General features: G+C 39.1%; 18 protein-coding genes. 6 read left to right on the top strand and 12 right to left on the bottom strand.

Annotated elements, in window-relative coordinates; all coding sequences use genetic code 11:
* Positions 1–915, top strand: coding sequence for a D-alanine--D-alanine ligase (locus AN964_RS03080; protein ID WP_055738310.1), 915 nt, complete (start codon positions 1–3; stop codon positions 913–915).
* 823 nt (positions 916–1738) lie between these two features.
* On the opposite strand, the gene AN964_RS03075 is transcribed toward AN964_RS03080, so the two are convergent.
* From AN964_RS03075 to AN964_RS03065, 3 genes are all read right to left on the bottom strand, one after another.
* Positions 1739–2494, bottom strand: a complete 756-nt coding sequence (locus tag AN964_RS03075; protein WP_055738309.1) for a DUF2161 domain-containing phosphodiesterase — start codon at positions 2492–2494, stop codon at positions 1739–1741.
* A 654-nt stretch (positions 2495–3148) separates the two neighbouring features.
* Positions 3149–4957 carry a ribosomal protection-like ABC-F family protein gene (gene abc-f / locus AN964_RS03070; RefSeq protein ID WP_055738308.1) on the bottom strand — a complete coding sequence of 603 codons (1809 nt, stop codon included), beginning with the start codon at positions 4955–4957 and terminating at the stop codon, positions 3149–3151.
* A 297-nt stretch (positions 4958–5254) separates the two neighbouring features.
* Positions 5255–6175 carry a LysR family transcriptional regulator gene (locus tag AN964_RS03065; protein ID WP_055738307.1) on the bottom strand — a complete coding sequence of 307 codons (921 nt, stop codon included), beginning with the start codon at positions 6173–6175 and terminating at the stop codon, positions 5255–5257.
* A 118-nt stretch (positions 6176–6293) separates the two neighbouring features.
* Between AN964_RS03065 and AN964_RS03060 the strand changes: the two genes are divergently transcribed.
* Positions 6294–6611 carry a thioredoxin family protein gene (locus AN964_RS03060; protein WP_235950634.1) on the top strand — a complete coding sequence of 106 codons (318 nt, stop codon included), beginning with the start codon at positions 6294–6296 and terminating at the stop codon, positions 6609–6611.
* A gap of 253 nt (positions 6612–6864) precedes the next feature.
* On the opposite strand, the gene AN964_RS03055 is transcribed toward AN964_RS03060, so the two are convergent.
* Positions 6865–8241 carry an FAD-binding oxidoreductase gene (locus tag AN964_RS03055; RefSeq protein WP_055738306.1) on the bottom strand — a complete coding sequence of 459 codons (1377 nt, stop codon included), beginning with the start codon at positions 8239–8241 and terminating at the stop codon, positions 6865–6867.
* 186 nt (positions 8242–8427) lie between these two features.
* On the opposite strand from AN964_RS03055, the gene AN964_RS03050 reads away from it, so the two are divergent.
* The 3 genes from AN964_RS03050 to AN964_RS03040 all read left to right on the top strand — a co-directional run bounded on the left by AN964_RS03050 (position 8428) and on the right by AN964_RS03040 (position 10745).
* A complete protein-coding gene (locus tag AN964_RS03050; protein WP_055741113.1) occupies positions 8428–8910 on the top strand; it encodes a DinB family protein in 483 nt (160 codons plus the stop codon).
* Between the two features lie 30 nt (positions 8911–8940).
* Positions 8941–10080, top strand: a complete 1140-nt coding sequence (locus AN964_RS03045) for a winged helix DNA-binding domain-containing protein (RefSeq protein ID WP_235950636.1) — start codon at positions 8941–8943, stop codon at positions 10078–10080.
* Between the two features lie 221 nt (positions 10081–10301).
* Positions 10302–10745: a GNAT family N-acetyltransferase gene (locus AN964_RS03040; RefSeq protein WP_055738305.1), complete on the top strand. Its 444-nt coding sequence runs from the start codon at positions 10302–10304 to the stop codon at positions 10743–10745.
* Between the two features lie 260 nt (positions 10746–11005).
* Here AN964_RS03040 and AN964_RS03035 read toward each other — a convergent pair whose 3' ends face one another.
* Both AN964_RS03035 and AN964_RS03030 read right to left on the bottom strand, forming a co-directional pair.
* Entirely contained in the window at positions 11006–11989 is a 984-nt protein-coding gene (locus AN964_RS03035) for an alpha/beta fold hydrolase (RefSeq protein ID WP_055738304.1), read from the bottom strand.
* Positions 11990–12627: 638 nt separating this feature from the next.
* A complete protein-coding gene (locus AN964_RS03030) occupies positions 12628–13551 on the bottom strand; it encodes a GNAT family N-acetyltransferase (protein WP_055738303.1) in 924 nt (307 codons plus the stop codon).
* 144 nt (positions 13552–13695) lie between these two features.
* Between AN964_RS03030 and AN964_RS03025 the strand changes: the two genes are divergently transcribed.
* Positions 13696–15498 carry a S9 family peptidase gene (locus AN964_RS03025; protein ID WP_055738302.1) on the top strand — a complete coding sequence of 601 codons (1803 nt, stop codon included), beginning with the start codon at positions 13696–13698 and terminating at the stop codon, positions 15496–15498.
* Positions 15499–15533: 35 nt separating this feature from the next.
* Here AN964_RS03025 and AN964_RS03020 read toward each other — a convergent pair whose 3' ends face one another.
* The 6 genes from AN964_RS03020 to AN964_RS02995 form a co-directional block, all read right to left on the bottom strand.
* A complete protein-coding gene (locus AN964_RS03020; RefSeq protein ID WP_055738301.1) occupies positions 15534–15923 on the bottom strand; it encodes a glyoxalase superfamily protein in 390 nt (129 codons plus the stop codon).
* A 92-nt stretch (positions 15924–16015) separates the two neighbouring features.
* Positions 16016–16702, bottom strand: a complete 687-nt coding sequence (locus AN964_RS03015; protein WP_055738300.1) for a phosphatase PAP2 family protein — start codon at positions 16700–16702, stop codon at positions 16016–16018.
* Between the two features lie 745 nt (positions 16703–17447).
* The gene (locus tag AN964_RS03010) at positions 17448–18263 is read right to left on the bottom strand and encodes a lipid II flippase Amj family protein (protein ID WP_055738299.1); all 816 of its coding nucleotides are present in this window, start codon (positions 18261–18263) and stop codon (positions 17448–17450) included.
* Positions 18264–18375: 112 nt separating this feature from the next.
* The gene (locus AN964_RS03005) at positions 18376–19986 is read right to left on the bottom strand and encodes an FMN-binding glutamate synthase family protein (RefSeq protein WP_055738298.1); all 1611 of its coding nucleotides are present in this window, start codon (positions 19984–19986) and stop codon (positions 18376–18378) included.
* Between the two features lie 145 nt (positions 19987–20131).
* A complete protein-coding gene (locus AN964_RS03000; RefSeq protein ID WP_055738297.1) occupies positions 20132–20908 on the bottom strand; it encodes an alpha/beta fold hydrolase in 777 nt (258 codons plus the stop codon).
* Between the two features lie 33 nt (positions 20909–20941).
* Positions 20942–21766: an MBL fold metallo-hydrolase gene (locus tag AN964_RS02995; RefSeq protein ID WP_055738296.1), complete on the bottom strand. Its 825-nt coding sequence runs from the start codon at positions 21764–21766 to the stop codon at positions 20942–20944.
* Between the last annotated feature and the right edge of the window lie 16 nt (positions 21767–21782).

The raw sequence follows: 21782 nt of genomic DNA, 5'->3' as shown, positions 1-21782 counted from the left end.
ATGAAAGTTGGCGTTATCATGGGAGGTGTATCCTCCGAAAAGCAAGTATCCCTTATGACCGGGGGAGAAATGATTGCACATTTGGATAAAAGTAAATATGAGGTTATACCTGTTGAACTTAATAATAAGGAAGATTTGGTCGAAAAAGCGAAAAATCTTGATATCGCACTTCTAGCCCTTCACGGAAAATACGGAGAAGACGGAACCATCCAAGGTACGCTTGAAACCCTTGGCATCCCATATACCGGAAGCGGCATGTTATCCAGCAGTATTTGTATGGATAAAAATATCTCGAAAAAAATTATCCGTTATGAGGGTATTCCAACAGCAGATTGGATTTGCCTTTCAAATATGGAAGAGCTTCATATGGATGAAATAGACAAAATGGGTTACCCTGTTGTGGTAAAACCTAATTCCGGCGGTTCAAGTGTGGGAGTAAAACTCGTGTATGATCAGGATTCCTTACTTTCCGCTGTTGCTGAAGTGTTCGAATGGGATACAGAAGTCCTAATTGAAAAGTATATAAAAGGTGAGGAGATTACCTGCGCGATTTTTGACGGTAAGCTTTTACCTATTATTTCGATTCGACATGCTGCTGAGTTTTTTGACTATAATGCAAAATACGACGATGTTGCTACCATCGAAGAGGTGGTGGAACTGCCTGCAGAATTAAATGAACGCGTTGCCGCTGCTGCATTGGCCTGCTTCAAAGCACTTAAATGCAGTGTTTACGCAAGAATTGACATGATGGTCAAGGATGGAATCCCATATGTTATGGAGGTTAATTCATTGCCAGGCATGACAAAAAATAGCCTACTCCCAAAGAGCGCCCAAGCGGTTGGCATCTCCTACAGCGAACTCTTGGATATGATTATTGAAACCTCGTTAAAGGTTAGGAAAATGGAAGGATTTTAATTGAAGCCTTTATAGAAAAAGAAGTATTCTAGTTCCTTAAGGTGGATTAGAATACTTCTTTATTTGGTTAAGCAAATGTTGTAGGGGTTCTATTTCAACAATAGTGGTCCTTTATTGTTTTGATGAAGGACACTTTTGGTTTCTGGCACACCCGGTTTGGACTTCATTGCCTTCATGAAGGACGCTTTTCGATTCTGGTACACCTAGTTTGGTCTTCATTGCTGCGATGAAGGACACTTTCCGATTTTGGTACACCTAGTTTGGACTTCATTATTGCGATGAAGGACACTTTCCGATTTTGGTACACCTAGTTTGGACTTCATTACCTTCATGAAGGACGCTTTCCGATTCTGGTACACCTAGTTTGGACTTCATTACCTTCATGAAGGACACTTTTGGTTTCTGGCACACCCGGTTTGAACTTCATTACCTTCATGAAGGACACTTTTCGATTTTGGTCCATCTAGTTTGAACTTCATTACCTTCATGAAGGACACTTCTCGATTTTGGTCCATCTAGTTTGGACTTCATTACCTTCATGAAGGACACTTTTGGTTTCTGGCACACCCGGTTTGGACTTCATTGCCTTCATGAAGGACACTTTCCGATTTTGGTACACCTAGTTTGGCCTTCATTACCTTCATGAAGGACACTTTTGGTTTCTGGCACACCCGGTTTGAACTTCATTACCTTCATGAAGGACACTTTTCGATTTTGGTCCATCTAGTTTGGTCTTCATTACCTTCATGAAGGACACTTTCCAATTCTGGTTCAACCATTTTGTCCTTCATTACCTTCATGAAGGACATTTTATGATTCTAGTTCATCCATTTTGTCCTTCATCGTTTTGATTATGAGTGGTGCCTGACAATAGGTCTAAATAATATTTGACCAGCTCCGGGTATTCTTTTATTTCTGTATTTCCTTTTTCCGTGAGCGTGTAAATTCCTCTGCTAACTTTTTCGAACCACCCGTAATAATTTTGGGTCAGGATGGATAAGGTTTTGTCGCCTGTGCCCATTTTACGGAGATTTTTTGGAGATAGCGGTCCTTCTCGCTCCATATAACAGGCAATCTGTATGCAATTTTCCTTATATGCGGTCATGATTTTTGTTTTGTTGCTGCCCCCGATATTATAATCCGCACTCCGTCCTTCTATTTCCTTCAGCAGATTCAGCCTTTTTTTCTTATTCATCTGCATGCTTCTCTTCCGATCAAAAGGAGCAGGTGAAAGAATGATTTCTGCCTTTGCCCCACTTTTCAAAAAAGATACTATGATTAATCCTAGCTCCAGTCTTTTAATCAAATGACACATATCATGCCATTTTTTGGAGTACATTTTATACTTCGGCTTCGGGATGGCAATATAGACAAGATCTGTTAAACGCTGTCTTTTCGCAGCTTGTATCAAAAGCTCCACCGTCAAATTCTTTTTCATTTCAACGATGATAAGCTCTTCTCCTTTAACAGCTGTTAAATCACAGTCCTTTACCTCGCCGTTCACCTCATATCCTTCCCGAACAAAAAGCTTCCTGATCGGCTCATATAAATCCGACTCATATAGTTTATCTTTTCCCATGAAAATCCTCTTCTCATTCGGCTTGCTCTTGTTTAATCAAACAAATGCTTAAACACACTTCTTCTTTTTTCCCGATTTATTCATAGTTGCTTAACCTGCTGGATTCCTCTAGTTAGTTAGAAACTAGAACTAATTTTTCTTTCCTATTGGTCTTTTGAAACCCCATAAAGACCTTTTCGATCTACTTTTTCCTTCCCCTTGGTCTTTTGAATCCCTATAAAGACCATCTCGACCTGATTTTACCTTCCTCTTGGTCTTTTGAAACCCCATAAAGACCTTCTCGACCTACTTTTTCCTTCCCCTTGGTCTTTTGAATCCCAATAAAGACCATCTCGACCTGATTTTTCCTTCCTCTTGGTCTTTTGAACACCCATAAAGGACAACTAGATCACAATTTTCCCTTCCCCTCGGTCTTTTGAATCCCAATAAAGACCATCTCGACCTGATTTTTTCTTCCTCTTGGTCTTTTGAACACCCATAAAGGACAACTAGATCACAATTTTCCCTTCCCCTCGGTCTTTTGAACACCCATAAAGGACAACTAGATCACAATTTTTCTTCCCGTTGACCTTGAACCCCTATAAGGACCATCTCGACCTGCTGTTTCCTTTATCCATTTGAATTCCCTAAAGGACAACTGACTCGGGCTTTCCATCATTTTTTATTTGTTTTACCCACCATTATATTTTTCCGTTCCTCTAGTTTCCTCTTTATCTCTTTTATTTTATCTAAGTTCACCTCTTCTTGACCATATAATTCAACAAGCTCCATTTCTAGCAGGGATATTTCATTCTCTATTCCTTGGTTTTCAGGAGTCAGTTGATGGCTTTCCTCCCAATCCACATAGCTGCCTTTGTAATGAGAGATGTTGCCCGCCTCTATTTCCATAACCCGATTCGCAACCTTTCTGAGCAAATAAGGATCATGCGATACAATTACGACGGAACCGGGATACACCGCTAAAGCTTCTTCTATTTGTTCGCGTGTACTGATGTCCAAATAGTTCGTCGGCTCATCCAACACAAGCAGATTCGCATCGGAAAAGTAGAGCTTTACAAACGCAACGCGGCATTTTTCTCCCATACTCAAGTCCTTAATTTTTTTAAAAACATCCTCACGGCGGAATAAGAAACACGCCAAAATCGTCCTTGCCTCTTCCTGAGTTAAATGGTCTAGCTCAAGCAGCTCATCAAGAATCGTATTTTCCATATTTAATTGATCCAGTTCCTGCATAAAATATCCGATTTTCAGCTGTGGATTCCGTCGAACCTCGCCTTCCACTGGTAAAATAGTGCCCGTTAAAAGCTTTAATAAAGTTGTTTTACCGGAGCCATTTTTCCCTATAACCGCCAGACGATCTCCACGAGAAATCTCCATCTCCAGATTTTGAATAAAAGGAAAGTCCGGATTGTACGAAAAAGATACATTTTTCATTCCTATCATCCGTTTTCCTTCAAAAGCCTCCGCATCGAAAATGGCTTCAATCCCCTTATTCTCTTTGGGCCTTTCGATTTTCTTGTTTTCCAATCGTTCTAATGCCTTCTCCTTCACCTTCACTTGTTTCGCATGCCTGCCCGCTTGCTTTTTAGCAAACGTATTTCGTTCGCTCGCTGAATTCGACGCCTTCTGATACCACTGTTTATACGTTTGAATAACTTCTAGTAGCTTTTTTCGTTCCTGATTGTATTTTTTATATAATTCCTCTGCTGCATGCTGTTCCTGGTCATGCAACTCTTTATAAAAAGAATATCCTCCAGTGTACCGCTTAGTGCCTTTATCCGTTAATGCATAGGTAATAGAAGCAACTTTATCGATAAAATCACGTTCATGCGAAGTGAAAAGCACGGTCCCTTTATATTGCCGCAGCCAGCTAACCAACCACTCTACCGATTCGATATCCATATGATTCGTTGGTTCATCCAAAACGAGCATCTGCGGATCTTTAATGAGCAGCCTTGCCAGCTTCACACGAGTTTTTTGCCCTCCGCTTAACTCGGAAAAAGAAATATTCCACCATTCCTGGTTAATCCCGAGCTCTTTGGCAACACGCTCAATCTTCGCTTCCCATTCGTAGCCTTGGAGATCCATATATTGCTGTAAGGTATCGTTGTAATCCTCAACAAAATCAGTATCCTCGTTCCAAAGCTCCTGCATTTGCTCCAATCTATTTTTTAATTCATAACACTGTTCATTTCCCATGTAGATGTATTTAATCGTTGTGAGATCAGCGTTCACCTGTTCATCCATCATCCAGCCAATTTCATCGTGACCTAGACCAAACTCTAACTTTCCGCCTGTCTGCGAAATCTGCCCGCATAATACTTTTAACAATGTTGTTTTTCCAACCCCATTGTTTCCTATTAAAGCAACATGATCTCCCCGTTGAATGTCGAGGTTCACACCTTGAATAATGGTAATTCCGTTCAATTCCACACTTAGATTATCTGTTTTTAATACATGCATATTGATCCCTCCACCTAAAAAAATAAAACAAAAAAGCACAGACGACTGCCTGTGCTAAAATAGATGGATCAATATACAAACACAAATAAAATACCATTAGAAATTTTACTTCTTATAATCCGAATTGACATATAAAAATAGACATACTAATCCCATCACTCTGACCACGCACAGGCAGAGTCCTTTTTTGCTATAAAATTGCTTAGCGTAAAAGGTTATAGAATCATATCGTCTATTTTTGATGCCTCCTTCAAGAAATTACCTTTATTATAACATGTTTTTTAGTAATGGCAATATTCATTTTTTTCCTTTCTTTACCACCATCGATTGATAGCTATTAAACAATTTTAACGATAAATTCTTTGTATATTCTTGTGTCTCATGAATAAAAGCGGTTACGGCAGGACTCATATAGTCTGATGATTTTACTTCAAGTCCTAAATTCTGATACACTTGCGGATTTAAGTAAGAGATATTGACATTAGTCAAACTGGGGGGAACAGCCATCTCCGGTAGTATCGTATTGCCGACCCCTTCTTGAACCATAGCGATGATAGTCGATATATCGCGGACTTCAAATGGAATCGTTGGAGACACTTCCTGTTCCTTAAAAATTTTATGAAGTATACTCTGACATTCCTTTGGCATGATAAATGGCTCGTTAGCGATATCTTTTACATGTATAGATGGTTGATTACTTAAGCGATGATTTTCTGGTACAAAGACGACCATTTTATCCTGAAGTAAGGGAATAAATTCAAATTCATGCTTTTCTTCTGTTACGACCCCAATATCAATAATCGATAATTTGATCCAATTACTAACTTCTTCATAACTCCCTTCATATAGAATAACCTCCACACCAGGGAATCTTCTCTTAAAGGAGCTGATCATTCCCGGCAATAATTTGGCAGACATGTTTGAAATGCTGCCGATTTTTATCGTTCCTGTTTCTATTTCCGTGATTCCCGCCGCTTCATTCACTATTTTTGTTTTAATCATCAACAATTCTCGAATAAGACCGGTAATTCGTTCCCCTATTTTGGTTAAGCTTACACCATTTCTGTTTCGGATCAGCAATTTAACATTGAGTTCCGACTCTAAAGCAGCAACCGCTTGGCTGACGGCAGATTGGGAAAGACCGATTCGCTCCCCGGCTTTGGTAAAACTCCCTGTTTCCACCACTTTTATAAAAACCTCTAATTGAAATAAAGTCATAAAGCACCTCGTGATTACATTAGTAAAAACTTATTCAACTAATTAGAAACATTAATTTTACTTATATTACATTTCATCATATACTACAATCAAAATCAAATAGAAAAAGGTGAGTAGCTTGATAATAAATGCAAATGGACAAGAAATTATGAAAGAAATCGAAACGAATACCCCTGTGCTTGTAGATTGTTGGGCTCCCTGGTGTCCAGCATGCAAAATGTTAGCTCCCATATTAGATGAAATTCATGAGGAGTTTGGATTAAAAATGATAAAGGTAAATGCTGATAAGAATGAGGATTTTATCAGTAAGTTTCAAGTACTGGGCTTGCCGACATTATTGCTTTTTCAAGAAAACCAGCTTGTAGAAAGGATAATTGGCTATCAATCTAAAGAAACACTTATCGATATTTTAAAAAGCCAAGGGATGATAGTATAAGTAAGGGCGGGATTAAACTGCTCCCGCCTTATATCGCGTTATAATCTAGGTCCGACGCACAGCATAAAAAGGATAAATCGAGTATGCGTTTCATCCCCAAAATTTATCCACTTTCACAAAGCTGGTTTGATAAAAATTTGAATCTGTTTTTCATTACCAAATACATGAATAAAATGTATGGTGAAATAGACTAGCAAACCAGTAGTAATATGTGCAGCGCATGAGAACCAATATAATAATATCCCATTTTTCATTAATCCATAAAAATCTTTCCAGGATTCAAAATCCCTTTTGGATCCAATACGTTTTTTATCAATTTCATCACATTTAATGCCTCACCGTGTTCTTTTTGTTGATAAATAGCTTTTCCTACTCCTACCCCGTGTTCCCCGGTACAGGAACCGCCGCGACTGTGAGCATAATCTACAAGATGAGCATTTAACTTTTTGGCTTTTTCCAATTCTTCTTTATTATTGGGATCTATCATCACAATCGTATGATAGTTTCCATCGCCGACATGACCCAAAACGGCGCCATCCAAACCAATTTCGTCAATTGCCTTTCTCGCATCATGGACAGCCCCGCCCAATTCAGACATGGGAACTACAACATCCGTGACCATCATTTTTTTACCAGGAGATTTATGGACAAATGCGTAGGCTAAATTATGGCGAACCTCCCATAGCCGATTTCGCGCCTTTGAATCAGTCTCAAATAAAAACTCTTCACATTGATTATCGAAGGCCAATTTTTCCGCAAACTCTACATCATACCGCATTCCAGCTTCACTTCCATGGAATTCCATAAATAAGGTTGGCTTCACGGGGAAGTCTGTGTTGTTGTATAGATTCACTTGTTGAACCGACCTTGCATCTACTAGTTCAATCCTAGCCATCTGAATTCCTGCAGACATAATGTCAGCTACAGCACTAACGGCAGTTTCAATACTAGGAAATACAGCCCTAGCTGCGGTTATTGCTTCAGGTATTCCATATACTCTTAGTGTTAACTCTACAAAAGCACCAAGGGTTCCTTCTGACCCGACAAACAAGCCTGAAAGCGAATAACCTGAAGAAGATTTAACCGTCATACTGCCGGTATGAATGATACTCCCATCTGCAAGCACCACTTTCAAATCCCGAACCTGATCACGCATTACCCCATAACGCACAGAAGTCGTTCCACTTGCATTCGTTGCCGCCATTCCGCCAATTGTGGCATCCGCTCCCGGGTCAACTGGAAAAAACAAGCCATACTTTTTCAGTTCCTTGTTCAATTGAGTTCTTGTCACTCCAGGCTGGATTCGAACAAGAAAATCCTCGGGACGGACCTCAAGAATTTGATTCATAAGTTGGAAATCGAGCGAAATACCGCCGTGATATGGAATAACATGACCCTCGAGACTAGATCCAACCCCAAATGGTGTCACAGGAATCTCCCGTTCTGAAGCAAACTTCATGATGCGACTTACATCTTCTTCATTTTTCGGAAACACTACTACATCCGGAAAATGCGGCGTATGATAGGATTCATCCTTGCTGTGCTGATCCAAAACCGTTGGATTTATGCTTACCTGATCTCCAGGGAGAATTTTTTTTAACTCTTCAAGCAATGCTGCCGACATCCCCATATGCTATCACTCTTCTTTCCTCTAAAAATCAGTATTTTAAAAATTCAATTACTATCATTATGATAAAATATTTGAAATCATCAAACAAATAATAAGATTACAATATAATTTAACTTCCATAAATGATACAATACACATATTAAGAACAAGGAGGACAATTATTTGAAAAAGAATCCCACGCAAGATATGTATGATTACAATGTTTGGGCAAATAAGGAAATAATCAATCATCTAAAAGAACTTCCTGAGGACATTTATCATCATGACATACAAAGTGGCTTTTCTTCTATTTCACAAGTGTTAACCCACATTTATCTCGTTGAGCAATCATGGTTCGAAATTCTCGCAGGCAAAACAATGAAGGAAGCCTTTGCACTCGCAAATCAGTTACAAAAAGAGCTAGAATCAATAGATATTGAAGAAATGTTAAACCTCTATGACGATTTATCCCTCAAAAACAAATCATTTCTAGACCAACAAGAAAATATGGATCAAGTTATTATCGTTGATAATCCTTATGCTGGAGAATTGGAAACGTCTATTTATGAATCCGTTTTCCACGTTGTTACTCATGGAAATTACCATCGCGGTAATATCACTACAATGCTAAGACAATTAGGACACCCATCGGTTATGCAAGATTATGGACTTTATCTATATAAAAGATAAGCTCTAATAAATGATTAGGAGGCTTACCATTTGAAGATAAATAATGCAACTCAAAGCAATGAAAAATTCAAAGGAAAGCCTTCAGTCCTTAGTACCAGGGCCTTGAACCGTGCTTTACTCGCAAGACAAATGTTACTGAATCGTGTAGATATCCCTGTAATAGATGCAATTGAGCGCCTTGTTGGGATACAAGCTCAAGACCCGATGGCCCCATATTTTGGTCTTTGGAATCGACTTAAAGAATTCTGCCAAGAAGATCTTTCCAATCTCATTCTAGATAAAAAGGTCGTACGCCTCGCCTTGATGCGCTCTACCATCCACTTAGTGTCATCACAGGATGGCATGAGTTTGCGACCCTTAGTTCAGTCTGTCCAAGAAAGTGTTTTAAAAAATTCTTTTGGCAAGTACCTTAATGGTGTGGATACTTGTGCGATTGCAGAAGCCGGTCGTGCTTTAGTTGAGACAAAGCCACTTACATTCAGCGAACTTGGTAAACTATTAGGTAATCAGTGGCCGAATGTTGATTCAGCAGCCCTCGCAGCTGTCGTTCGGACAATGATTCCGCTTGTACAATTGCCGCCACGTGGAATATGGGGTAAGAGCGGGAAGGCGGTCCATACTTCCGCTGAAGTTTGGCTAGGCGCGCTCCCCTTCTCAAAATTAACTACTGAAGATATGATACTGCGTTATTTAGCTGCATTTGGTCCCGCTACTATTAAGGATATACAGGTTTGGTCCGGCCGCACTCGGCTTATTGAAAATGTAGAACATCTTCTACCGCAGCTCATCATTTTCCATGACGAAGAAGGAAATGAACTTTTCGATATTCCTAATGCTCCAAGACCTGAAGAGAACATTCCGTCTCCACCAAGATTCCTGGGAGGCTTTGACAACATGTTACTGTCCTATGCCAATCGGAAACGAATTATGGATGAGTCCTATCGTAATAAAGTTTTTACGAAAAATGGAATCATCCGGCCAACCATACTCATTGATGGCTTCGTCTCCGGAATATGGAAATACGAGAAAGAAAAAGGTATTGTTAGACTCATTATCGAGCTTTTTAAAGAGGTTTCTGAGCAGGACCAAAACGAATTAACGGAAGAGGGAAACAGATTGTTAGACTTTATTGAAGGTATGGAAGGTCCCCGGGAAATAGCTTTTGTTTGAAATGATTCTCTATTTAGCTTTGAAAATGCAATAGAAACTTTTACGCTTATACGAATTAATAACGGAACAATGAACCTAACTAAAAGTCCATTATTATATTTAAAAACTAAAAAGGACATCTGCCTTTTTTGTGAAAATCCCCAAAAAAGTAGATGTCTATTTTTATTGGAAACCTTTAATTATTGAATATTGTGTATAATCTAAGAAAGGAGAGATGGGGTATGTTGCATTTAAAAACGATTACGAAAGACAATTGGGTAAAGGCCATTTCGTTACGTGTCAGAGAAGATCAAGTGAAGTTCGTGGCTTCAAATGCGGTATCGCTGGCTCAATTAAATTTTCTAGACAATTTCCATGCAAAAGGAATCTATCAAGAAGAGGAAATGATCGGATTTGCACTTTATGGAATTGACGAAGACGACCATGAGTATTGGATTTATCGCATGATGATCGATCAAAAACATCAAGGAAAAGGGTATGGAAAGGAGGCAATTCAACTCGTCATAGATGATATCAGAAATATGAAAGAGGATTGCCATCAAACCATTACACTGTCGTATGAACCAACTAATGAACACGCAAAACGAGTTTACGAAAAAATAGGTTTTCAAGAAATAGACGGATTAATAATTGAAGGCGAACAAGTATCCCGGTTTACGTTTTAACAGTAGCTTCTATTAATTAAGTGGACATAGAATCCGTTATTTTTAATAAATCCCCCTAATTTAAAGGCGAAGCGGACTCTAAGTACGTTATTTACGAAAAAACAGAAGGAATTTACTGCTTTTTTGCAAAATAGCAGAACCTCAGACCACAAAGATAAGAACCCAATTTGTAACCAATACGGTTCAGTTTTTCGCCAAAAGTGAAATTGATATAGTTTAAGACAAAACCAAATCAGTATAGCGATTTGGTTTAGTTAATATTAATTATTTGGATTTTTTTGTGATTCTCTATAGATAATCTCAGAAAACTTTTCCTTCTCCTCAAATAACGGGGAATGTGCTGAATTCTCAAACCATATCCACTGTTTTTCATCTGCTTTAATGGATTGAAATAGTTCCCTTGTAGGTTCCGGCACGACTGTTAGATCATATTTTCCCATCAGAAAATAAATGGGGATCTTCACGGTTTTAATCATACTTTTTAAATCAACGGTCTTTAGTTCATTACGAAGAGCCTTTTTGCTGAAAACCTGACCTGCTAAAAAGCGATGATAATCATGAAATTTATATTCCGTACCTTGAATGACATGTTTTATCATCGATTTTAATAGCTTCCCATCACGCGACATACCTCCGCCTAATATATCCAAATATTTGTTTAGTACCCGTTGCTTTTTCAGTTGAGTCCACGGCGGTTGCCCTATTTTTATTAAATCCTTAATAGCTTTTTTATGGTTTTCCTTTTTAGCCTTTTCCAGCAAAACTTGGTATGAAGCTTTTTCGTTCTCCAGATAGTTGGCTATTTGGGCAATTCCAAAATATTGATAAAAGAGATCCGGTCGTTTATGAACCGCTAGTAACCCAATGATGGAACCCCATGAATGAGCCGCAATATAGATTTTATTTTTCTTAAATCGTTGACGTACATATTCTGTCAGCTCAATAATATCATCTACAAATTTCTGTACAGTCATTTCCCCTTTAGGAATGATTTGCGAATAGGACATTCCAGATCCCCTTTGATCCCAATTGACCACCACAAAATGCCGTTCTAATTCCTTTTGGAAATGTCGGATATAACCAATTTGACTGGCGCCCGGCCCTCCATGAACCATTAAAAGGACAGGTTTTGTCGAATCCTCTCCTCTGATATAGACCCATTGGTTCACTCCATTTAACGGAAGACCAAATAGCTCTGAGATGGAATTTTCTTTATTTATAGGAAACGCTTTTCCTCTATACATAGGTCCGCGACCTTTCTTTTTTAGTCATCCTCTCTATTTTAAAACGAATTTTTTTATTTTACCAAGGGAATGAAAACCATACTATCCAAACAGTCCCTTACCCTTTTATAAAGTTTGGGCTCGGAGAAAACCTTTTGAATTCATTTTTCAGGCATAATCACCAGTTTATGTTCGATTCCTCTTTTATTTAACTTCTATTTTCCTCCATTTCAGGGGAATTATGACTCTTATTGTTAAAGTTGTTCTGTGGTTTCCTCTGTTAATGGCACGTTCCGACTCTGATTGTTACCGTTGTCCCGAGATTTCCTCTGTTGCGGGCACTATCAGGCTCTGATTGTTACCGTTGTCCCGAGATTTCCTCTGTTACGGCACATTCCACCTCTGATCGTTACCGTTGTTCCGGCATTTTCTCCGCTACGGGCACATTCCACCTCTGATCGTTACCGTTGTCCCAAGATTTCCTCCGCTACGGGCACATTCCACCTCTGATCGTTACCGTTGTCCCAAGATTTCCTCCGTTACAGGAACAATTCTTCCACTATCGTTACCGTTTCCTTGGATCCTCCTCTTTATTGGGCACCAATCCACAAACAACAATTTTCAATCACATTAAAAAGCCAGCCCCAGGCTGACTTTCCTCACTTCAACTCAATATAAAATCGCTTTTCTTCCGATATTTCCTTAAACCCAGCAGAGCGATAGAGGTTTAATGCCTTATCGTTATCTGTAACAACCTCCAGCTGGGCTTCTTTTAATTCAACTGATTGTAAATGCGTAAGACCAGCAACAAGAAGATATCTTCCCAGACCTGATTTTCGATAAGCTTCTTTTACAAAGAGATCTTCAATCACCCCTGCTTGCTCACCTAAATCCTCCCACGCCATTACGCTTCCGACTATGTCCTCACCGTCGAAAGCCGTAATGGCAGTCCAATTTGGGTTCCTCTTAAACTCCAACAATCTTTCTAAGCCAAGCGGATTATCTGGCCAAATTTCTTTTTCTGCTCGCAGATACTTCAATTGTTCCTCTTCCTGATTCATCTGCCAATGTCGGACTTCAATACCTAACGGATACTCGCTTGCAACCATTTCCTCTGATAAATCTCTTGCCATTCCATATAAACTGTTCAGAGGTTTAAATCCATTCGCAAGATAGAATGCATTATTTTCCTCTTCTTCGCGAAAATTTCCGACACATAGTAAACAACCAAATCCAGTCGGCAACGAATCTTTAATTTTCAGCGCCTTTTTATACAATGATTCATACAATATTTGATAGATCTCTGTTTCCTTTTCATAATCAGGGTGGATTTTTATATTGATAAAAATTTTATGCTTTAAGTCGTGACTATCCCCTTCCTCCATGACAGCGATTGGTTGTACTTGTCCTTTTCCAATAAACTTGTCGCCTATAAAAGCACAGTCACAAAAATTCCATGTAAAAGATTCTTTTCCCGGCCACCAATAAATGAAATCCACGTATTTTTCCTTCAATGACTGATAGAGCTCAACCACTTTAGAATGATATGCCGGTTCATATTTTTTCAGAAAAAAATGATTCAATATTGTCCTCCATGTATATATAAAATTTAAAATTCTGAATACACTTACATTCTAACATTCAACTCAGACTTAAAACTAGACATTCGACCACATTTGGTTTAAATTTTCAGTATAGAAAGAAATTTCTAAAAGGGGTGGGTCAGTTTGGTAACGTTTAAAAAACCGGATATCGAAAATTTTTATCGTACTTTTAATGTGCAAGCCTTCACGGTGAGTCCAGATGAAAAGCAATTAGTTTTCAGCACCAATTTAACAGGTAAATACAATCTTTGGGCGATGGATTTACCGAATCAATATCCTTATCCACTCACATTTGTGGATCAAAATTGCCATGCGTTACGGTATTCGCATGATGGGCGTTTTTTGGTAGTTGGTTTTGATCAAGATGGAGATGAAAATGCACAGCTTTATGCGCTTCCTCCAGCTGGCGGTGAACTTGTTCCGCTTCGAACAGCAGAAGGTCATCGTCATATGTACCCGTTTTTATCAAAAGATGACAAGAGGCTTTATTACACTTCGACGAAAAACAATGAAACATTCCTGAATATATATCAATACGATATCGAAAATGATGAAGAAAAAGTGGTGCTGGAAGGTGCGGATGCTGCATGCTTCTTGTTGGCCGTCAATGGGGAGGAAACAAGCTTTGTCTATATGAAGCAATTCGCCAATACATATGCACCTGGATATGTTTATCAGAACGGGAAGTCCTATTCTCTTACACCTGAAACTGAGGAGCAATTTACGGTTGGAGATGGTGTATTTGTAGACAAGGAATATTATTTTGTCACGACATTTGGAGAAGACTTTTCCTACTTAGCCAAGTTTCATCTTGAAACACATGAATTCTCCAAGGTCCTTTCTCTTGAAAAAGAAGAGTTTGACGTTGTACGCTTTGACAAGCAAACAAATTCCCTATACTTGCTTACTTCAAAAGGTGTAAATGATTATTTATACCAGTATGATTTAGCAAGCGGTACTTTGCAAAAAGTAGAATTGCCTGCAACTGTGGTAACAGGAATAAAGGTGATGGAAAGCGGAAACGTTTATCTTTTGGCTGGAACGGCAACGAAGCCATATAATATTTTCTTAAAAGAAGCAGGAAGCACAGAATGGAAGCAGCTCACGAACCTATCTGTACCAGGGGTCAAAGAGGATGAGCTTGTTGTACCGGAAGTGTTCACATACCCTTCTTATGACGGATTAGCTATTGAAGCACTATTTTTCAAAGCTAAAGACGATGTGAATAACGGGCATGTGATTCTTTGGCCGCATGGCGGTCCGCAAGCCGCGGAACGAAATAATTTCCGTGCGATGTTCCAATTCCTTGTTAACAGAGGATACAGCATTTTCGCGCCAAACTTCCGCGGTTCCACTGGATATGGTTTGGCCTATACAAAAATGGTAGAAGGCAACTGGGGAGAAGGTCCTCGTCTAGATAATATTGCCGGCCTAGAATACCTTTACGAAAATGGTTTGGCTGACAGAGAAAAAACATTGTTGATGGGTGGAAGCTTTGGAGGTTATATGGCGCTGTTGTTGCACGGGCGTCATCCAGAGTATTTCAAAGCGGTCGTGGATATTTTTGGGCCGTCGAACCTATTTTCGTTTATCGAGTCCGTTCCAAATCATTGGAAGCCGATTATGAACCAGTGGGTAGGAGATCCTGAGAAAGATTTTGATAAGCTAACGGAATACTCCCCTATCACTTATTTAGATAACATGACCAAACCAATGCTTGTTATCCAAGGCGCCAACGATCCAAGGGTTGTGAAGAAAGAATCCGATCAAATCGTCAAAGCGCTTCAGGATAATGGTGTTAATGTAAAATACCTTGTCCTCGAAGATGAAGGCCATGGATTCTCGAAGAAAGCGAATGAAATCCTTGTGAATCGTACAATCCTTGAGTTTTTTGATCAATTTGTTGTTGAAAAAGTGACAAACTGATAATAATAGAAAAAAAGGCTGAACGATAATTTCGCTCAGCCTTTTTCTTTCTTTAATATTTGATATAATTCAATCACGTTTCCTTCTGGGTCGCGGAGATGTACAACTCGTGATCCCCAACCAGCCTGATCATGCGGCAGATTAATAAATCTTACGCCCTTGTTTACTAACCCACGATACGTTTCGTCAACATTATCCACTTCAAATTGAAGCAGGAATTTTGAATAGAAAGCCTCATTCGTAGGTTGTTCTTCACCGATAACATCCCTTATTTTTAAGTGAGAAAAAAGTGCCAGCTGTTGTTTTTCGAAATAAGCATACTCTTGTTCATCGTTATGCCATTCAGAAAATCCCAGAACATCTCTGTAAAAGCTTAAACTCTTCTGAAAATCATTTACCAACAACCTAACTGCATGAAATTCCATACATATCCCTCCTCACATACCGAACAATTTTATATATTCTTCGTAAGAAGGAAATATCCTTTTTCTTAAAAAACCTGGGAGTGCGTGCACTTCTAAACCAGTTTAGAGCTTTTAACCGACTCTTTATTTGTTCCGTTGCGATGTTGCCAAGCTAATTGGATACTTTTCACTCTTGCTGCACTCCATCGATGAAGAAAATAAATGACCTCCACAACAGCGACACCGCCAATCAGGTCAAACAATACATGCTGCTTCACAAAAAGAATCGAAACCATGATAAGAAGCGCCATGAGGGAAACTCCGATTCGAATTGGACGAGGGATATTCTTTGCCGATTGGAATCCTTTTAAAATTAAATAAGAGGTTAGAACATGAGTGCTTGGAAAGCAATTGTACGGTTCATCCAAATGATAAACAGAGCGAACCATATTGGTTAGCAAGTCATGTCCTGTTAATGTTGGTCGCGGAACATGAGTTTGAAAGACTGAATAAATTCCGTAACAAATTAAAAGCCCTATATTGAAATATACTAAAGTCCGATAATAAACTTGGCGATTTTTTACACAAAGATAAATTAACGCGGCCAATATAAACACAAACCATGATACATAAGGTATGATAAAAATTTTTATAAAAGGAATATGGCGGTCAAGATCTGTTACTAGGCTATATGCCTTGACGTTTTGGCGATTTAATATTACATACAAGGTTCCTAACAACGGAATCGATATTAACCAGCATAATGCCATCAAATGAGATGGAATGGATTTACGTTTCATCAGGGGTCACCCTCTCATTATTTTGTATATTAAGCATATCGAAAAGAAAAAAGTTCCCCAATTGAACCTTTTACATATTTTTCACTAAGGCTTGAGGTGTACTTTACCCCTTTTTTGCATTCTATTAATAATGGCCCGGTTTGTAGATAGGATACAGCCCGGTTTATCAAATAAAATTCAATACCATTACATTTTATAGGGCTAAAATTAAAATAACATTAAAGGAAAAAGAATAATTTATCATGGAGGGTAAGAACTATTTAAGGCATAGATACAAGCAGAATTTTCGTAAGCAAGCATTTTAATCGTTATTTGCTGCGAGGTTGAATTTTCATTTCGACTGGCAAAACAGGCATGATTGATTGCTTATTTCGTACTTTGATTCCAAATCAAACTCTAATCATCCATACCACCTCATATCGAACTCTAAACCAAGTGCCTTTCCAAACCGATTGCCAAACTCGACAAAGGCGCGGCCCGTTGCCGTAATAAGATTTGCATCCTGTATGATTTCCTTTCTGAATAATTATCCAGTTCTAATACGCCAAGCTCTCTCATGTCAGATTCGTTACCTCTAACTACCAGAATACTAAAATTATAACCAGCTCCATAAATGGACCGACTTAGAAGTTAAACAGCCCGAAAACTATTGCGTTAAATGGACCGATTTCGTCAAACAACGGACCAAATCGGGACTTTTCACCCATCTTCTATAACATAAAAAACCTTCCCCATCAGGAAGGCTTTAAATCCAGTGTGCAAACCAAGCAATATACAATGCTGCCGGTATAAAAATAACTTGTGCCAGTAAGGTACCAACTAATTTGGAGCTTACCATGGCAAAAGAATAGCTTTTTAAATAGACGTATTTATTTTGTTTTTTCACTACTTGATCCGCTAATACGGATGCTTTTGGGTCTACAAAGAGTGTTAATAAAATAGTAGCCACTCCGTTAATGATTCCGGAAGACATAATAGCAGCCGGTGCATACTCAGGAGGCACAATAACAGATGCATATAATGCAGCCAACACTCCTACTGTATAAATAGCGGTAATGACGGCATTGATAACAAAAATCCGTTTCGGAAAAGTTCGCTTATTAATTCCTTTTAAATAGGATAAGCGCGGCAGACGAATGCAAGCAATAGCCTTCTGCAAGCCTTGTTTATTACTCCACTTTTTTATAACAGTAAAAATTGAGCCTTTTTCTAGCGAGAGCTGTGTGATGGCTCTGGAAAAAATCGCGATAAAAGTTGGAAATAGAAATATTCCTATACAAACGCCTAACGTCGTGACCCCAAGCAAAATGCGATATTGATCTTGGATAAAATCCAGAGTATTGACTTTAGGAGCTTCACCAATAAGCTTCCCCGTCATTGGCTGTTGAAACATAGTCGAGAATCTGGAGACAATAATCATCGTGTTAAATAAAGAAAGAGCCGATGCGATTAAACCAACTCTTGCCCCAGACAGCCTTGTAGAATAGGCCAGTGTTTCGATGGTAGTGACAATTAATAAAAATACGGAGATGATAATCAATTTTGTTGAAATTAAATCCATAGTTTTGATCTTTTCCTTTTCCATTATTTTAAAACTATTATATCTATTCCAGACAAAATAGAGATAGCATTTTTTTTAAAAGAGACGAGCAATTTAACTCGTCTCTTTTAATCTATAAGGCCAGTTTTTCCAATGATGGCCTCATTAATCCTTGCATATATTCTTTTCCAGTATACAGCTGACCGTTCATGGCTCTGAACATTAAATGTTCTTCGGTGAATTCCGTTGGTGAAGCTATACCTGCTGCACCAGCCAGGTTGAAAAGTCCTTCTCTTGTGGAGATAACATAGTTACAGACACGATACATTTTTTCTTCCACGACTAATGCCTTTTCTCGATTTGGATCTGTTGTGGCAACTCCTACTGGACAAGTATTGGAATGACATGTTTGCGCCATGATACAGCCTACCGAAATCATAAAGGCACGGGCAGTGTTGATTAAGTCCGCTCCTAAGCAAAGAGCATAAGCCATTTTATCAGGAGTAATTAATTTTCCGGATGCAATAATCTTTACACGATCCCTAATTTGATATTTTTTGAGCATTTCATGCAGTATCGGTAGCGCAGTATAAAGCGGTAAGCCTGGTCCATCTGCAAGCTCTTGGTAAGTTGCTCCTGTACCTCCTTCACCGCCGTCAACGGTGATAAAATCAGGGTATTTTCCTTCCTCCGCCATCACCTTGACCATATCCTCTACCTCGTCACGGCTTCCGACAACGATTTTAAATCCAACTGGTTTTCCGCCAATTTCTCTCATTTGTTCTACGAAATCTAGTAACCCCTTCGTATCATGAAATTGGCGAAAACGATTTGGACTATCTATCGTTTTCCATGGTGTGACATTACGGATTTCTGCAATCTCTGGTGTTACTTTTTCCGCCTCGACGTGTCCACCGCGGATTTTTGCACCTTGCGCTAGTTTTAGTTCGAATGCTTTTACTTGTTCGATCTCACTTTTTTTCTTAAACTGCTCCCAAGAAAACTCTCCGTCTTCCGTTCGGTAGCCGAACAATCCTGGTCCAATTTGAGCAATAATATCCACATTCCCTGCCTGATGATGCTTGGAAAGCCCGCCTTCTCCAGTATTCATCCATGTACCGCCGGCAAGCGCAAGTCCTTTTGATAACGCGGTTATCGCATTTTTCCCTAATGCTCCATAGCTCATTGCTGATTGGCCGATTAATCCTTTAACGTAAAAAGGTTTTGCACAAGTATCTTTTCCTATCACAATTTGGTCTTGTTCTGATAGGTAATAAGGGACAACCTCCGCTTTTTCGGAGTGTTCCTTTCTACTAACAAGCTTTTCATTATCAATTTTATAAAGCATGGTCTGAACTTTTGGATTTTGGTCAATACGAAGCTCTTCTCTTTGCTTAGGAAACATGGAGTTCTTTAAATAAAAACCTGTATCCTCAAAATTCCGTTCCGATCCAAATGCCGTAATTCTCTGTTTGTATTTACCTGATTTGACGACACCTTCATACTGATTCCTAGAGAAAGGCTTTCCTTCATTGTTGTTTAGAAATAAATATTGCCGCAGCTCAGGACCAACCTTTTCCGCTATGTATCGAACTCGTCCGAGCACCGGAAAGTTTCTTAATACCGCATGTTCTTTTTGACGTGAATCGCGTAATAATATGTAAAAATAAAACCCCAGCGGCCCAACGATAACCGCCACCAACAAAACAAAAATCGCAATAATTAATCCCTGTGTCCAACTCATTCCATCACCATCCTCCTCATTTTCTACTATTCTACCACTTGGTGTCAGGCACCACAAATGGACAATCCGGGCACTTTGTATTTACAGGGTGGACACTTAGTTGTTGGATAAACCCTCCATGCATGACCATGAAGGGTTCTCCATTTCATTCTATTAAAAAGTTCTTAACGACTTTCATAAATTTTTCAGGTTCTTCTGCATTTGGAGCATGGCCCGATTCTGCAAATTCTACAAATGTCGAATGTGGAATCAGATTTGCTATTTCTCTTCCTAGTTTTGGTGGATTAAGTCCATCGTGTTTACCGCTAATCACTAATGTTTCAGCAGTAATTTTATGCAGGGCAGATCGGAAATCGAAGCCTTCCAATGCTTTATTGGCTGCTGCTTGTTCCTCCGGCGTTAATACGTGACCTTTCATCTGAAACTCCATCAAATATTTCCATACAGCATCAGGATTATAGAACATATACTTGGATAAATGAGCCATAGCTTCCTCCAAGTTCAAACCTGCAATCTCCTCCGCATGCTGATCCATAAGTTCTTGTGTAGACGAGGTTTTTCCGTGTGATTTTGCCACAACAAGGATCAACTTTTTAATCCGATTCGGAATAGCAATTGCCACTCCTTGTGCAATATAACTTCCCATTGATGCCCCAAGTATATGTGCCGAATCGATACCGAGAAAATCCATTAAAGCAATAACGTCCTCAATATGGTCATTCAAGGTATAATTCTTCGGCTTTTCTGAGTCGCCATGCCCCCTAGAATCCAAAGCAATGACACGAAAATGACTTTTGAATTTTTCTATAAATTCAAGATAACTATAGCGATTACCACCCAGACCATGCAGTAAAATAATAGGCGTACCTGCCCCATCATCGTCATAGGTTAAAGTAACTCCATTTGCAACAAACTCCGGCATTCCTATCACCTCTTATCGATTTCTCTAAAACTATTATGTTTGAAATAACTCCCCTTGCAGCGCCTTTATATACCTCTCCGCTGATTTTTGAACAGCCTCATTTGCGTTCTCGGCCACTACCCTATGAAAAGCATTATATAAACGATTAACTTTCAGTTCCTTTACCCTGTTCGCCATTTCTGCAACTTTTTTTGCTGGCAAAGGAATGAGATTTGGGTAACTATACATGAAGCTTACCCACCTTGTATCTGCGACTACCTGAATAATATCTCCTGATAGTAAAATGCCCTTCCCGTTGTTTCCCTGCTCCCAATGTAAAACTGCCCCGCCTCTGTAATGACCGCCCAATCTATGGAGGGTTATTCCTTCAGCAAGTTCCAGTTGCTCCCCTGACCAAAATACTATTTTGTCACTTGGGCGCATGACCCATTCCTGGTCGTCTTCATGAATGTATATAGGGATATTTAGCTTTTCCGCCCACTCCACTTGGGTGGAATAATAGTGGGGATGGGATAGTGCCATAGCATGAATTGGTCCGTTTTCCGTTAAGAAATCAAGTGTTTGCTCGTCAAGGTAAGTCACACAATCCCAAATGACTCCAAATCCATTTTGCTTTATAACATAAGCTGTTTGACCGATTGCAAATGAAGGATTCGTGGTGATACTGTATAAATTCTCTTCTTCTTTTAAAATCTCATTATGGTATTTTTGACTTTGCAGCATTTCTTCTAAGGTAGTCCAGGATTGTCCGTTCGGATGAACGTATTGACGCTCCTCATTACAGATGTGACATAAGTGAGGCGGTTCTTGTGTGTGAGGATATTGGGTACCACATGTAATACAAATATAATTTGGCATAAAATCTCTCCTTATT

It is taken from the genome of Heyndrickxia shackletonii, assembly GCF_001420715.1.
In the GTDB taxonomy this organism is placed as follows: Bacteria; Bacillota; Bacilli; order Bacillales; family Bacillaceae_C; genus Margalitia; species Margalitia shackletonii.
Note: the sequence above shows the minus strand (reverse complement) of the source record. Positions and strands in the feature narration are given on the sequence as shown.